Here is a 14,604-nt window from a genome sequence, read left to right as displayed (position 1 = left end):
ATGTTATCTAGTTTTGAAGGAATATATATTAAAATTCCTTTTGACATTCTGAAAAGAATGTGTATAATGATAAAAGTCTGGTAATGATGGCAGAGAGGTCACACCCGTTCCCATACCGAACACGGAAGTTAAGCTCTCTAGCGCCGATGGTAGTTGGGACCTTGTCCCTGTGAGAGTAGGACGTTGCCAGGCTTGTATTATTCCGCAGTAGCTCAGCGGTAGAGCTATCGGCTGTTAACCGATCGGTCGTAGGTTCGATTCCTACCTGCGGAGCCATTATGCTTCCATAGCTCAGCTGGTAGAGTACTTCCATGGTAAGGAAGAGGTCACCGGTTCAAGCCCGGTTGGAAGCTTGGAAAAAGTTTTTAAATTTTTGGCCCGTTGGTCAAGTGGTTAAGACACCGCCCTTTCACGGCGGTAACACGGGTTCGAATCCCGTACGGGTCACCACTTTTGGAGGATTAGCTCAGCTGGGAGAGCACCTGCCTTACAAGCAGGGGGTCGGCGGTTCGATCCCGTCATCCTCCACCATATATATCTTAAATGTCGGAGGGGTAGCGAAGTGGCTAAACGCGGCGGACTGTAAATCCGCTCCTTCGGGTTCGGCAGTTCGAATCTGCCCCCCTCCACCATTTTCTTTAAAATAACCTGAGAGGGTTTATTTTTTTGAAAAGATAACCATACTAGTAAATATTAATGGGCTATAGCCAAGCGGTAAGGCAACGGACTTTGACTCCGTCATGCGCTGGTTCGAATCCAGCTAGCCCAGCCATTTACGAGCCATTAGCTCAGTTGGTAGAGCATCTGACTTTTAATCAGAGGGTCGAAGGTTCGAATCCTTCATGGCTCACCATTTTCGCGGAAGTAGTTCAGTGGTAGAATACAACCTTGCCAAGGTTGGGGTCGCGGGTTCGAATCCCGTCTTCCGCTTCATTACTAAGGGGCCTTAGCTCAGCTGGGAGAGCGCCTGCCTTGCACGCAGGAGGTCAGCGGTTCGATCCCGCTAGGCTCCATCTAATAGAAAAGCTTACATCATATGATGTAAGCTTTTTTTGTGTGTTTAAAAAGACAACTTTCATATTTGTCATTTAAAATGGAGAAAACGCGAAAATAAAGGATGGGGATAATTGTGAAAGTTGTTATTGCATCTGATTCATATAAAGAAAGCTTAAAAGCTATAAAAGTATGTGAAGCTATTGAAAGAGGATTTGAAGCAATTTTTCCTAAAGCAGAGTACGTAAAAATACCAATTGGAGATGGAGGTGAAGGAACGGTTGATTCACTTGTGGATGCTACTGATGGAAGAATGATACCTCTTCATGTGACAGGGCCGCTTAGAGAACGTATACAATCCTTTTACGGTATGTCTAAAGATAAAAAGACAGCGTTTATTGAAATGGCAGCAGCATCAGGATTACAACATGTTCCGGTTAAAAAGCGAAACCCACTTATTACAACGACTAAAGGAACCGGAGAGCTTATACTACATGCGCTAGACGAAGGAGCTGAGCACATTATTTTAGGACTTGGCGGAAGTGCTACAAATGATGGTGGAGCAGGTATGCTGTCAGCTTTAGGGGTCAGGTTTATAAATGGAAAAGGGGAAGTAATAGAGCCATCTGGAGGAACATTACATTCGATTGTCGCTATTGATTTTTCATGCATGGATTCACGCTTACTGCATATAAAGATAGAAGCAGCATGTGATGTAGATAATCCGTTAGTTGGAATAAGGGGAGCATCTTTCGTATTTGGGAGGCAAAAGGGTGCGAATGCAGAGATGATGAAAGAGCTGGATGAGAATTTAAAGCATTATGCGAATATCCTTAAACAATACTTATCTTGCGACGTATCTAAAATACCTGGCGCAGGAGCCGCAGGAGGAATGGGAGCAGCTGTTATTGCAGTGTTAAAGGGAAACTTGCGGAGAGGAATTGAAATTGTATTAGACTATACAAATTTTGATAAGCATATAGAAGGTGCAGATTTAATTATAACTGGCGAAGGGAGAATAGATGAACAAACAGCATATGGAAAGGCCCCTGTAGGTGTTGCGGAGCGTGCAAAGCATTTTCGTATTCCTGTCATTGCTATTGGAGGATCTGTATCTCCGAATTATCCAGCTGTTCATGAAAAAGGAATCGATGCAGTATTTAGTATTACAGCGAGTCCTATGACATTAGAAGAGGCATATAAAGTAGCGGAAGAGAATATCGAAATGACAGCAAAGAATATTGCCGCAGTATGGAAAATAGCATCAGAAAAACACTTCTAAATGTAGGAGTGTTTTTTATTATTATTTAATAATAATGATGGTAGTTGTTTCATTAAGTTAACTTTATACATAGAATAGTCTTGAAATTGGGTTTTTAAGGCGAATACAAGTGAATAATTTGTATATCCATACAGAAAAATGTCGAGTTGAGTCAGACTATATAAAAGATTTAAAATATTTAGTGAAGGCATAAAAGGGGGATACTATCTATGAAAAAAGAAATCTCAGTTATTGGAGTTCCAATGGATTTAGGACAGATGCGTCGTGGGGTAGATATGGGGCCGAGTGCAATCCGTTATGCAGGCGTAATTGAAAGAATTGAAGAAATTGGATATGACGTTAAAGATATAGGAGATATACGTATAGAGAGAGAAAAAGAAGTAGATGTAAATACAAACTTAAGAAACCTTACACAGGTTGCAACTGTATGTAACGAATTAGCAAGTAAGGTGGATCATATTATAGAAGAGGGACGTTTTCCACTTGTATTAGGTGGTGACCATAGTATCGCAATTGGTACATTAGCTGGTGTTGCGAAACATTATAAAAATTTAGGTGTTATTTGGTACGATGCACATGGTGACTTAAATACAGAAGAAACTTCACCATCTGGAAATATTCATGGCATGTCACTTGCAGCAAGTCTAGGGTATGGACATCAAACGCTTGTAGATTTATACGGGGCATATCCAAAGGTGAAAAAAGAGAATGTTGTAATTATCGGTGCACGTGCATTAGATGAAGGAGAAAAAGACTTTATTCGCAATGAAGGTATTAAAGTATTCTCGATGCACGAGATTGATCGTATGGGTATGACGGCTGTTATGGAAGAAACAATCGCTTATTTATCTCATACTGATGGTGTACATTTATCATTAGATTTAGATGGTCTTGATCCTCATGATGCACCAGGAGTTGGCACGCCTGTAATTGGTGGCCTATCTTATCGTGAAAGCCATTTAGCAATGGAAATGTTAGCGGAAGCTGATATTGTTACATCTGCTGAGTTTGTTGAAGTAAACACAATTTTAGATGAGCGAAACAGAACGGCAACAACAGCAGTTGCTTTAATGGGTTCTTTATTCGGTGAAAAACTAAAATAAATGTAAGAAAAGCAACTGAGAAGTTGCTTTTTTTATTTGAAAATAAGCGTATAATAATGATTTATATTATACTGTACGATAATAATGTTTGACATCTTACCAATTTAGACTAAAGGAGGGTTGTTTGTAATTGTCGTTTGTTTCATGTATGGTATAATTAACTAGTTGTTGGAAATACATACAGATAGAGCATAAAACAATATTTCAATATATGGATAGAATTGCTCGTAAGTAGGAGGAAGGGTTAGCATGCCTTTTGAAGATACGACCATTTTGAAATATCTTAGTACGGTATTAGATATTGCCGTTGTATGGTTTATTATATATAAGCTAATTCTCATAATTCGAGGGACGAAAGCTGTTCAACTTTTAAAAGGGATTACAGTTATTATTGTCGTTCGGATGATCAGTATTTTCCTTGAATTGCATACGCTTTATTGGCTAACTGAGCAAGTATTAACGTGGGGATTTTTAGCCGTTATTATTATTTTCCAGCCAGAATTGCGAAGAGCACTTGAGCAGCTAGGACGCGGGAGTTTATTTTCGCGTGTTGGAACTCATGAGGATGATGAACCTGAAATCGTTGCAACAGCGATAGCGAAAGCAACGGAATATATGGGGAAACGTAGAATTGGTGCATTAATTACTTTGTCAAAAGAGACCGGTATGGGTGATTATGTGGAAACGGGTATTCCGCTAAATGCACACGTATCATCGGAATTACTTATTAATATTTTCATTCCTAATACACCTCTTCACGATGGAGCGGTTATTATGCAAGGAAGTACCATTAAAGCAGCAGCGTGTTATCTTCCGTTATCGGAAAGTCCGTTTATTTCTAAGGAGTTAGGAACTAGGCATCGCGCTGCAATGGGAGTTAGTGAAGTTACTGATAGTATTACAGTAGTTGTGTCGGAAGAAACTGGCCAAATTTCTTTAACGAAAAATGGTAAGTTGCATCGTGATTTGAAGACAGAACAACTGAAAGATATGTTGTTAGCTGAATTTAGTGCGAACGAAAAAACGACTTCTTCGTCTTTATGGAATTGGAGGAGAAAGCGTCATGGATAAGTTAATGGAGAATCATTGGTTTCTAAAAGGGATCTCATTACTATTGGCGTGTATGCTTTTTATGTCAGCGACTTTAACTGAAAAAAATACGACATCGGGGATAATACCTTTCGCAAATGATGCGAAAGAAACCTTAACTAATTATGCCATTAACCTTAAGTATGATGAAGAAAAATATATTGTAAGTGGTATTCCGTCAGAGGGCGTTAAGGTGAAGTTAGAGGGCCCAAAAGCAGCAGTTGCTACAGCAAAAGCAAAAAAACAATTTGATATACCAGTTGATTTGAGAGATAGCGAAAAAGGAACTTATGAAGTTTCTTTGAAAACGAACGGGCTTCCAGATGATGTGAAAGGAACAGTTCAGCCATCAACAATTAAAATTACTCTACATGAAAAAGCGAGAAAATACGTTCATGTAGACTTAAAATTATCAAATGAGGATCAAATGCCAGCGGGTTCTACTCTCGAAAAATCAAACATTAAACCTGATACTGTTGAGGTAGTTGGGACGAAAGAAGAAATTGAAAGTATTTCATCTGCTAAGGCGTATATTGATTTAAAAGGTGTTAATAAAACTGTTACAAAAACAGTCGAAGTTACATTATACAATAAAGAAGGAAAACGTTTAAATGTAAGAACGAGTCCATCTAAAATTAGTGTAACATTGAATGTGGCGACGCAAGCTACGGCCAATAATACTGAAAAAACTGTTCCTGTAACGTATACGAAAAAGGGGAGTTTACCAGAAGGATTGGCCGTTACAAATATTAGCATTGAGCCGAGAGAAGTAACGATAGCAGGTCCAAAGGATATCTTGGATAATATACAATCGATAGAGGGGGTCGAAGTAGATCTTAGTCAATTGACAGAGTCTACAACATTCGATACCTCTGTTTTATTGCCAAAGGGTGTAACAAGTGCAAAACCGAATCAAGTGAAGGTTTCGGTAGGAGTACAAAAAACAAAACAAACGAAAACAAGAACGATTGATGGTATATCAATTCAAAAAAATGGACTTTCTAAAGATGTTACGGCCCAGCTACTTTCGCCGCAAGATGGGAAGATAAGCGTTGATATTTCAGGAGAAACAAGTATAGTAGATAAAATAACAGCTGCTCAAATAACAGCAGCCATTAATTTGCAAAATGTATCTCCGGGGACGAAGGATGTTTCTATTCAAGTGAGCGGTCCTGGTAATATTTCAATAGAGCCAAAGCAAAAAAGTGCTAAAGTCACAATTGTGAAGAAAGAAAATCCAGATAAAGAAGTACAGGGGAACGGTGAAAAACCGGATTCAAATAATAACCAAGATAATCAAACTGAAAAACCAAAAAATCCTGAACCTGAACCTAAGCCTGACACGGAACAGGAACAAAATAAAGAAAAAGAAACTAGTCAAGAGCCAACAAAAGAAACTAGTCAAGAGCCAACAGTAGATAATCAAAAAGAGCCAGAAAAAGGAGCGAATCATAATGGGTAAATATTTTGGTACAGATGGAGTACGCGGGGTTGCGAACCAGGAGTTAACACCTGAATTAGCGTTCAAAATTGGACGTTTTGGTGGTTATGTATTAACAAAAGATACAGATCGTCCAAAAGTAATTATTGGCCGTGATACACGTATATCAGGACATATGTTAGAAGGAGCTTTAGTAGCGGGTCTATTATCAACTGGAGCAGAAGTAATGCGCCTTGGCGTTATTTCTACACCAGGCGTTGCTTATTTAACAAAAGCGTTAGATGCACAAGCAGGTGTTATGATTTCTGCATCTCATAATCCAGTACAGGATAACGGAATCAAATTCTTCGGTTCAGACGGTTTTAAATTAACAGATGAGCAAGAAGCAGAAATTGAAGCTTTATTAGACAAAGAAGTTGATGAACTACCACGTCCAACAGGTACGAATCTTGGACAAGTGAGTGATTATTTTGAAGGCGGACAAAAATATTTACAATATATTAAACAAACTGTAGAGGAAGATTTCTCTGGTTTACATATCGCTTTAGATTGTGCGCATGGTGCTACGTCTTCTTTAGCTCCATACTTATTTGCGGATTTAGAGGCTGATATTTCAACAATGGGAACTTCACCAAACGGTATGAACATTAACGATGGAGTAGGTTCTACGCATCCAGAAGTATTAGCAAAATTAGTAAAAGACAAAGGCGCTGATATCGGTCTTGCCTTTGATGGTGATGGTGACCGTTTAATCGCTGTAGATGAAAAAGGAAACATCGTTGATGGCGATCAAATTATGTTTATTTGTGCGAAGTACATGAAAGAAACTGGTCAACTAAAGCATAATACAGTCGTTTCAACTGTTATGAGTAACTTAGGTTTCTACAAAGCACTTGAAGCTAACAATATCACAAGTGATAAAACAGCAGTTGGTGACCGTTACGTAATGGAAGAGATGAAGCGTGGTGGTTACAACTTAGGTGGAGAACAATCGGGTCATATTATCTTACTTGATTACATTACAACTGGTGATGGAATGTTAAGTGCACTTCAACTGGTAAACATCATGAAAATGACGAAAAAACCATTATCTGAGCTTGCAGGTGAGATGACAAAATTCCCACAATTACTAGTAAACGTTCGTGTAACAGATAAAAAACTAGCATTAGAAAATGAAAAAATTAAAGAAATTATTCGTGTTGTAGAGGAAGAAATGAACGGTGATGGCCGTATTCTTGTTCGTCCATCTGGAACAGAGCCACTTATTCGTGTAATGGCAGAAGCACCAACACAAGAAGTGTGTGACGCATATGTACATCGTATTGTAGAAGTTGTGAAAGCTGAAGTTGGCGCTGAATAATTTGATGAATTTATTGAAAAGGAGCACAAGAAGTGCTCCTTTTTCATATGTTTTATAGACGATGAAAAAAATTTCATTGACGGTTTATCCATGTTTGTTATAAGATGGTCTTGTTCTTTTTCTCAAAGGAAATATTGTAAATTATAAAAGCGCCAGAACTACAAGTAGTGTAGTTGACGAGGTGGAGTTTATCGAGATTTCGGCGGATGACTCCCGGTTGTTCATCACAACCGCAAGCTTTTACTTAAATCATTAAGGTGACTTAGTGGACAAAGGTGAAAGTGTGATGAGAGAAAGGGAACGGATGAAAACTAGCTGTATAAGTATATACGGACTTAAACCCAATCGAGAGGAAGGTGAAAGCCGTTACAAGCTTACAGGGCTAGCAATATGTAATCCGTTTTTTAGTATAAATAAAAATGGTATCGGACTATGTCGTTACATGTTCGCAGAGCAATGTAAGCATTTGTAACGGCGACTAAACATGTGTGGAATCGTAGGATTTATTGGAGAACAAGATGCAAAGGAAATTTTATTAAAAGGTTTAGAAAAGCTAGAATATCGTGGATATGATTCAGCAGGTATTGCAGTACAAACAGAGAACGGTGTTGTTGTATACAAAGAAAAAGGCCGTATTGCAAAACTTCGCGAAATCGTAGATGAGAACGTAGCGGCAAGCGTGGGAATCGGTCACACACGCTGGGCTACACATGGTGTTCCAAGCAAAGTAAACGCGCATCCGCATCAAAGTACATCAAAACGTTTTACACTAGTTCATAACGGTGTAATTGAAAACTATGAATTAGTGAAAAAAGAATATTTACAAGATGTAACGTTCGTAAGTGAAACTGATACAGAGATTATCGTACAGCTTATGGAACAACAAGTGAGCACAGGATTAAGTGTAGAAGAAGCGTTCCGTAATACGCTATCTCTTTTACATGGCTCTTATGCGATCGGATTACTTGATGCTGAAAATCCAAACATGATTTATGTTGCTAAAAACAAAAGCCCGCTATTAGTAGGTGTTGGTGACAACTTTAATGTTGTGGCGAGCGACGCTATGGCGATGTTACAAGTTACAGATCAATTTATTGAGTTAATGGATAAAGAAATCGTAATCGTAACGAAAGAAAGTATTACAATTAAAAACTTACAAGGTGAAACGATTGAACGTGCACCGTTTACAGCGGAATTAGACGCAAGTGATATTGAAAAAGGAACATACCCTCATTTCATGCTTAAAGAAATCGATGAGCAACCACTTGTAATCCGTAATATAATTCAAAAGTATCAAGATGAAAATGGCGAGATTGAATTAGATCAAGACATCCGCAATGCGATTTTAGATAGCGATCGTGTTTACATCATTGCATGTGGAACGAGTTATCATGCAGGTCTTGTTGGAAAACAATTTATCGAGAAGTTTGCAAAAATGCCAGTTGAAGTGCATGTAGCAAGTGAATTCTCTTATAACATGCCATTATTAACAGAGAGACCATTCTTCATTTACATTTCACAAAGTGGTGAAACAGCTGATAGCCGTGCAGTACTTGTACAAACGAATGAAATGGGTCATAAAGCATTAACGATTACAAACGTACCTGGTTCTACGCTTTCTCGTGAAGCTGATTATACACTTCCGTTATACGCGGGACCAGAAATCGCAGTTGCATCAACGAAAGCTTACACAGCACAGCTTGCAGTACTTTCAATTTTAGCTGCGGACATTGCTAAAGCGAAAGGCGAAGTTCTTGATTTCGATTTAACACACGAATTAGGACTTGTAGCAAATGCAATGATAGAACTTTGTGATCAAAAAGAAGAAATGGATGCATTAGCAAAACAATTTTTAGCAACAACTCGTAACTGTTTCTTCATCGGACGTAGCGTAGACTTCTACGTAGGATTAGAAGGTGCGTTAAAGCTAAAAGAAATCTCTTACATCCAAGCAGAAGGATTTGCTGGAGGAGAATTAAAACATGGTACAATCGCTTTAATTGAAAATGGTACACCAGTTATCGCACTTGCTACACAAGAGCACGTAAACCTTGGAATTCGTGGTAACGTGAAAGAAGTAGTAGCACGCGGAGCTAACCCATGTATCATCTCAATGAAAGGCTTAGAAATGGAAGGTGACAGCTTCGTATTACCAGCTGTACACGAAGCACTAGCACCGCTAGTAGCAGTTATTCCATTCCAACTTATCTCATACTATGCAGCACTTCACCGCGAGTGTGACGTTGATAAGCCACGTAACTTAGCTAAGTCTGTTACTGTTGAGTAGGAGATTGGTAGGTTAATAAATATATGAATCGGTACCCCTTTAGATATGTTATCTAAAGGGGTATTTTTGTGTTGAAAAAGAACATCTGAAATTGGTAAGTAGACAGAACCCCAAAAATTAAAGTTTTACTTTATCGGATTTATTTTTATTTATCTGAATTTTTAGTTATCAATTTAAGTATGTGTGAACAATTTTCTTTATTATGAAGAGAAGAGACGATAGATGCATGGACATTACAAGGGGGACCTTATTATATGAAAGTGAAAGCAAAAACAAAAACATATTTAAGTATAGAAGAGATTATTTCATTACCGGCCTTATTAAGTGCAAACATAAGTGATGATGGAAAAAACGTAGCATTTGTAAAAAAGACAGCTAACTGGGACGACAATACGTATAGAAATCATGTATGGATATATGAGAAAGATAAAGGGCAGAGTTATCCACTAACAAATGGGGATATAGATAGTACACATCCATTATGGTCTCCAGATTCTAAGACTATTGCATACCTTAGCCCAGGCCGTGACGGGGCTAATACAAATCAGATCTTTGTTAAGTCAATAGACGGTGGTAGTGAGGTTCAAATGACGGATGAGAAGGAAGGAGTTAATACATTCAAATGGGAGCCTACTGGTAAAGGTTTTTATTATATTGCACAGTCAAAAGAATGTGAGGAAATCAAGAAACGTAAGGAACGATATGGAGATTTCCACCATGTAGGTAAGGAACATCGGAATAATTGTTTATACTACATTGAGATAGAAAAAGCGATACAAAGTGATAAAGAGGAACGCGAGATTAAAAATGTTTATCAATTAACGGATGGTAAGGATTTTTATATACATAACTTTGATATTTCAAATGATGGGAAAAAGGTTGTATGTATGGCTACACCAAGCCTAAACGATTATATGAATGGTGAGCTCTACATATTAGATGTTGAAGCTGGAGAACTACAAAAAATGAATATGGATAAGTTGTTAGGAGCAAGCGTCTGCTTTTCTCCCGAGGGCGATAAAATATGTTACGCAGCAAGCATAAGAGAGAAGGATTACTATAGGAATCATATACAAGATAGTACATTAGAGATATATGATATGAATACGGGAGAGGTAATTCAACCTTTAACAAATTTTGATAGTACGGTTATGCCATTACAGTGGACGGCTAAAGGGATTTTAATTAGGTGGCAGGATAAAACGAATTACCGTATTGGATTGCTATGTGAGGATGGCACTGTGGAAATGTTAAGCGAAACAGTAGAAGGATTTATAATGGATGCCTCTATAACAAGGGATGGAAATCATATAACATATACTAAGGCTATAACAAATGAAACCTTTGAAATCTATTTGGATGATAAAAAAATAACGAATGAAAATAGCTTTTTCGAAGGCAGGCTTAAAAGTAACAGGGAAATCATCTCATGGAGAAGTAGTGATGGTCTTGAAATAGAAGGTGTTTTATCAACCCCAGTAGAGTTTGAGGCAAATAAAAAATATCCCTTATTAGTAGTAATCCATGGTGGTCCGAATTGGGCGTCCTTTCCGATATTTTCAGACTGCTTCAATGAGAAATATCCGATTGAACAGTTTGTTGAAAAAGGCTTTATCGTTTTAGAACCAAACTATAGAGGAAGTTCTGGTTATGGTAATGAATTTTTAAAAGCAAACTATAGAAAACAAGGATTTGCTGATTATGATGATATTATATCTGGAGTGGATGCACTAGTTGAAAAAGGGATTGTAGATAAAGATAGAGTAGGAGTTATGGGATGGAGTAACGGAGGATATATATCAGCTTTTTGTTCTACATGCAGCAGTAGATTTAAAGCTATTTCAGTTGGGGGCGGAATTACGAACTGGGGTACCCATTATGTAAATACAGATATCCCTTACTTTATTAGCATGTATTTAGGAAATACTCCATGGAATGATCCAGAGATATATAAGAAAACATCACCAATGACATATATTAAATCAGCCTGTACGCCTACGTTAATTCAACATGGGGAAATGGATGCAAGAATTCCAATTACAAATGCATATGAGCTATATGAAGGATTAAGAGATATGGAAGTTGATACAGAACTAATTATATTTAAAGGAATGGCATATAGCTCGGATCAGCCAGGAATGAGAGTAGCTATTATGAGGCAGAACTTGATGTGGTTTTCACACTATATTCTTGGAGAAAGCATGAAAGGTTTTCGTACTATATAATGGATATCCGCACAGGGATTTTTCGTTGTGCAATTGTATCAGAGTGTTGTAAACTGTATGCAAACCATTATTGAAAAGATTTAAATGATTATAAGGAAACGTAATTCGGAGGACTAATATGACAGAGAATACAAATGCATTATCTGTAGAACAACGTGAAGAACTACTAAAAGTATTACAAGCACGTTTTGAGAAAAACATGAACCGCCATGAAGGTCTTGAATGGGCTAAAGTTGAAGCAAAGCTAGCTACTAATAATGAAAAATTATGGTCAATTCATGAAATGGAAGTAACTGGCGGTGAGCCGGATGTTGTTGGTTATGATGAAGAGAAGGATGAGTATACTTTCTATGATTGTTCAAAGGAGAGTCCTAAAGGTCGCAGAAGTTTTTGTTATGATCTGGAAGCGTTAGAGGCAAGAAAAAAACATAAACCAGAAAATAACGTTATTGACGTGGCAGCTGCTATGGGCATTGAATTATTAACAGAAGAACAATATCGAGAGTTGCAACAGCTTGGGGATTTCGATATGAAATCATCAAGCTGGGTACAAACGCCTTCAGATATTCGAGAACTCGGTGGTGCTCTATTTTGCGATTATCGTTTTGGACACGTTTTTGTGTACCACAATGGAGCAGATTCATACTATGCTGCTAGAGGATTTCGCGGTTCGTTAAAAGTTTAAATTTGAAGTAAGTAAGAAAAGAGCCTATACGTAGGCTCTTTTTCTTACTTATATTTTAAAAGTAAACTGTTACTACGCAGTTTTACTTAATTTATATGTTTCATGGTTGTTTTTAAGGAAAAGTTTAGGGAAAACATAGCCATCTAATCCAATGCGTCCAGCGTTATGACCTGCAACTAAAATGAACATAGTCAGAATAAGTAGATTTGGGTTTACACTAACAGTTCCACTTAGTAAAAAGGAAAGATTCATTATAACTCCAAAGAATGCAGCAGTTTTTGTTAATCCGCCTAAAATTAAACCTAGACCTACTAAAATTTCTCCCCATTGAACTAAAAAGCTAAATAGGTCTGCGTTTGGAAGAACAAAGTGTTGAAGGAAATCTGCCCACCAACTTTGTACGGCAGGGTGATCACCTGACGCTTGAGCGATAGCTCCCTTTAGAAAACCACTTGCATCAAAAGATTGTCCAAAAACTTTACCTATCCCAGCAGCGAGCCATGCATATCCTATGTAAAAACGTAAAAATAATAATATGAAAGCAGCACGTTTATCAGTTCTTAAAAAATTGATAACCATTGAAATCCCTCCAATATTTTATTTACATGTTTATTATATATCCAATGTGAAAAGATTCACAATGGATAAAGTGTGAACAAAAATGGTGTTTTTATAAAATAAAGAAGGCATATAACAATCATATGTTATATGCCTTTTCTAATATATACTTAGTAATTTATTTAGGTAATGTAAATTTAGCTTTTTTACCTTGTGAAATATCTTTTGCTTCTTTATTTCTCATAGGTCCTAACTCAATCTCAAAGCTTTTGTCTTTCCAAATCTTTTCATACTGCTCTTGATCTAAAATATACACTTGCAGTAACTCTCCAGATGTTCCTGTTTTGACTGAAGCGTTATAGTCGTAATTTAGTAGCATACCTTCATTAATCGTATATTGTGTACCATCATTCACTCTCAATGTAGAGCTTATAGGAGATAGTGAAACGTCTTGAGCATCTTTGTTATCAAGCTTGAATTTCACTGTTAATAGAACAAGACCGTTTTTAAAATTTGCAAAGCGTGGAGCTTCGACGGAATTTGGTGTGAATTGAGTGAATTGGTATCCGTCTAATGTAACATTAACAGCGCCTAATTCTTGGCTGTTATTAATACTTGATTTCTCTTTTAACATTTTTTTATCGCCCATGTTATTAGCTGTAGCTTTATCTTGGTAGAAAGTATTATCTGTTGCAACTTTTTCAGCGCCTTGCTTGTTTAAACTTAATGAAAAGTTTCCAGGGCTTCCGATTGGAGCATCAAATTTTCCTTTATTAGCTTGTGCAGTTGGGACTGTGACGGAGACTGTTGAGAGACTTGAAATTTTCGCTAGATCATCTTTTCCGAATGGATAAGCGATATAACCAGAAATAGTTTCTCCTGCTTTTACTAAGTAATCATTCGTTGGAGCAAGCTTAGTTGGGAGCTGGTCTTCTTTTGGAATTAAGTCTTTATAGTTACTATATGTTTTCTGCGCACCAGTAAATGATATGTCCAATGCTGGCATATAGTAAATATCTTTAGCTGAACTATTTTTTACGCTGTAGTTCACAAGAATAACTCCGCCCTCTGTTTGACGATTAAACGGAATGTCGAAATTTGTATGGAATCCATTTAATTCAACTAATGTATAACTGTTCATTGATACTGAAACATCCTCAGCTTTATACATTTGTGGTTCCTTATTTTCAAAAAGAACTTTTGTTTTACCACCTGTTTCTTTTTCCATATAGGAAATCAGCTTAGAGTAATCGCTTGAGCTAGTAGCTGTATTTTCAGGCTTTTTATCTTCGGATTTTTTTTCTTCAGGTTTATTTTCTTTCGTTGTATCCGTTTTTTCTGTTTTGCTTTCTTTTGTTACATTCTCTTTTTGTTCTTTATTTGTCGTATCGCTTTGACCACAGCCAGTTATTACAAACGCTGCTACGATTACTGTAGAAAATAAAGAAAGTAATTTTTTTGACATGTTTCTTCCCCCTATTTGTGTAAAACTAGACTCTCACATTAGCCCCACGTTTTATTATAAAAAATAAAGACATTATTTACCAGTGTTTTTCTGATTGTTTTAATTATTTAATTATT

11 protein-coding genes, 9 tRNA genes and 1 rRNA gene are annotated in these 14,604 nt (G+C 37.2%); 19 read left to right on the top strand and 2 right to left on the bottom strand.

The features are described from left to right. Window positions 1–76: 76 nt before the first annotated feature. The 19 genes from rrf (at window position 77) to DN393_RS04080 (ending at window position 12,465) form a co-directional block, all read left to right on the top strand. A 5S ribosomal RNA gene (gene rrf / locus DN393_RS04170) occupies window positions 77–192 on the top strand. 9 nt (window positions 193–201) lie between these two features. After that, window positions 202–276: transfer RNA gene (locus DN393_RS04165), tRNA-Asn, on the top strand. 4 nt (window positions 277–280) lie between these two features. After that, window positions 281–353 (top strand) — tRNA-Thr (locus tag DN393_RS04160). A gap of 22 nt (window positions 354–375) precedes the next feature. Further along, window positions 376–450 (top strand) — tRNA-Glu (locus tag DN393_RS04155). Between the two features lie 5 nt (window positions 451–455). Beyond that, window positions 456–531, top strand: a tRNA-Val gene (locus DN393_RS04150). A gap of 17 nt (window positions 532–548) precedes the next feature. Then, window positions 549–632: transfer RNA gene (locus tag DN393_RS04145), tRNA-Tyr, on the top strand. A gap of 65 nt (window positions 633–697) precedes the next feature. After that, window positions 698–772, top strand: a tRNA-Gln gene (locus DN393_RS04140). Between the two features lie 5 nt (window positions 773–777). After that, window positions 778–853: transfer RNA gene (locus DN393_RS04135), tRNA-Lys, on the top strand. A gap of 5 nt (window positions 854–858) precedes the next feature. After that, window positions 859–930 (top strand) — tRNA-Gly (locus DN393_RS04130). Window positions 931–940: 10 nt separating this feature from the next. Continuing rightward, window positions 941–1,013: transfer RNA gene (locus tag DN393_RS04125), tRNA-Ala, on the top strand. 116 nt (window positions 1,014–1,129) lie between these two features. Then, window positions 1,130–2,275, top strand: coding sequence for a glycerate kinase (locus tag DN393_RS04120; protein ID WP_064474424.1), 1,146 nt, complete (start codon window positions 1,130–1,132; stop codon window positions 2,273–2,275). A 209-nt stretch (window positions 2,276–2,484) separates the two neighbouring features. After that, the gene (gene rocF, locus DN393_RS04115) at window positions 2,485–3,378 is read left to right on the top strand and encodes an arginase (protein ID WP_000711562.1); all 894 of its coding nucleotides are present in this window, start codon (window positions 2,485–2,487) and stop codon (window positions 3,376–3,378) included. A 249-nt stretch (window positions 3,379–3,627) separates the two neighbouring features. Continuing rightward, the gene (gene cdaA / locus DN393_RS04110) at window positions 3,628–4,449 is read left to right on the top strand and encodes a diadenylate cyclase CdaA (protein ID WP_064474423.1); all 822 of its coding nucleotides are present in this window, start codon (window positions 3,628–3,630) and stop codon (window positions 4,447–4,449) included. Next, window positions 4,442–5,929: a CdaR family protein gene (locus DN393_RS04105; protein WP_088048205.1), complete on the top strand. Its 1,488-nt coding sequence runs from the start codon at window positions 4,442–4,444 to the stop codon at window positions 5,927–5,929. Before cdaA ends, DN393_RS04105 begins: the two co-directional genes overlap by 8 nt. Then, the gene (gene glmM / locus DN393_RS04100; protein ID WP_000521485.1) at window positions 5,922–7,268 is read left to right on the top strand and encodes a phosphoglucosamine mutase; all 1,347 of its coding nucleotides are present in this window, start codon (window positions 5,922–5,924) and stop codon (window positions 7,266–7,268) included. Before DN393_RS04105 ends, glmM begins: the two co-directional genes overlap by 8 nt. A 286-nt stretch (window positions 7,269–7,554) precedes the next feature. Continuing rightward, entirely contained in the window at window positions 7,555–7,740 is a 186-nt protein-coding gene (locus DN393_RS04095) for a hypothetical protein (protein WP_064474421.1), read from the top strand. 12 nt (window positions 7,741–7,752) lie between these two features. Continuing rightward, window positions 7,753–9,555 carry a glutamine--fructose-6-phosphate transaminase (isomerizing) gene (gene glmS, locus DN393_RS04090; RefSeq protein WP_064474420.1) on the top strand — a complete coding sequence of 601 codons (1,803 nt, stop codon included), beginning with the start codon at window positions 7,753–7,755 and terminating at the stop codon, window positions 9,553–9,555. A gap of 260 nt (window positions 9,556–9,815) precedes the next feature. Continuing rightward, window positions 9,816–11,780: a S9 family peptidase gene (locus tag DN393_RS04085; RefSeq protein WP_142289419.1), complete on the top strand. Its 1,965-nt coding sequence runs from the start codon at window positions 9,816–9,818 to the stop codon at window positions 11,778–11,780. A 118-nt stretch (window positions 11,781–11,898) separates the two neighbouring features. After that, on the top strand, window positions 11,899–12,465 hold the full coding sequence (locus tag DN393_RS04080) for a DUF4256 domain-containing protein (RefSeq protein ID WP_088048207.1): 567 nt from the start codon (window positions 11,899–11,901) through the stop codon (window positions 12,463–12,465). Window positions 12,466–12,537: 72 nt separating this feature from the next. On the opposite strand, the gene DN393_RS04075 is transcribed toward DN393_RS04080, so the two are convergent. Together DN393_RS04075 and DN393_RS04070 are read right to left on the bottom strand one after the other, a co-directional pair. Next, complete coding sequence (locus DN393_RS04075; protein ID WP_098101562.1) at window positions 12,538–13,044, bottom strand: DoxX family membrane protein; 507 nt, start codon at window positions 13,042–13,044, stop codon at window positions 12,538–12,540. Between the two features lie 157 nt (window positions 13,045–13,201). Continuing rightward, a complete protein-coding gene (locus DN393_RS04070; protein ID WP_088048209.1) occupies window positions 13,202–14,488 on the bottom strand; it encodes a DUF5068 domain-containing protein in 1,287 nt (428 codons plus the stop codon). Window positions 14,489–14,604 lie beyond the last annotated feature (116 nt).

Origin of the sequence: Bacillus sp. BPN334 (assembly GCF_008368885.1) — a bacterium.
Classification (GTDB): domain Bacteria; phylum Bacillota; class Bacilli; order Bacillales; family Bacillaceae_G; genus Bacillus_A; species Bacillus_A wiedmannii.
The sequence above is the reverse complement of the archived record's forward strand: the minus strand, read 5'-3'. Positions and strand labels throughout refer to the sequence as shown.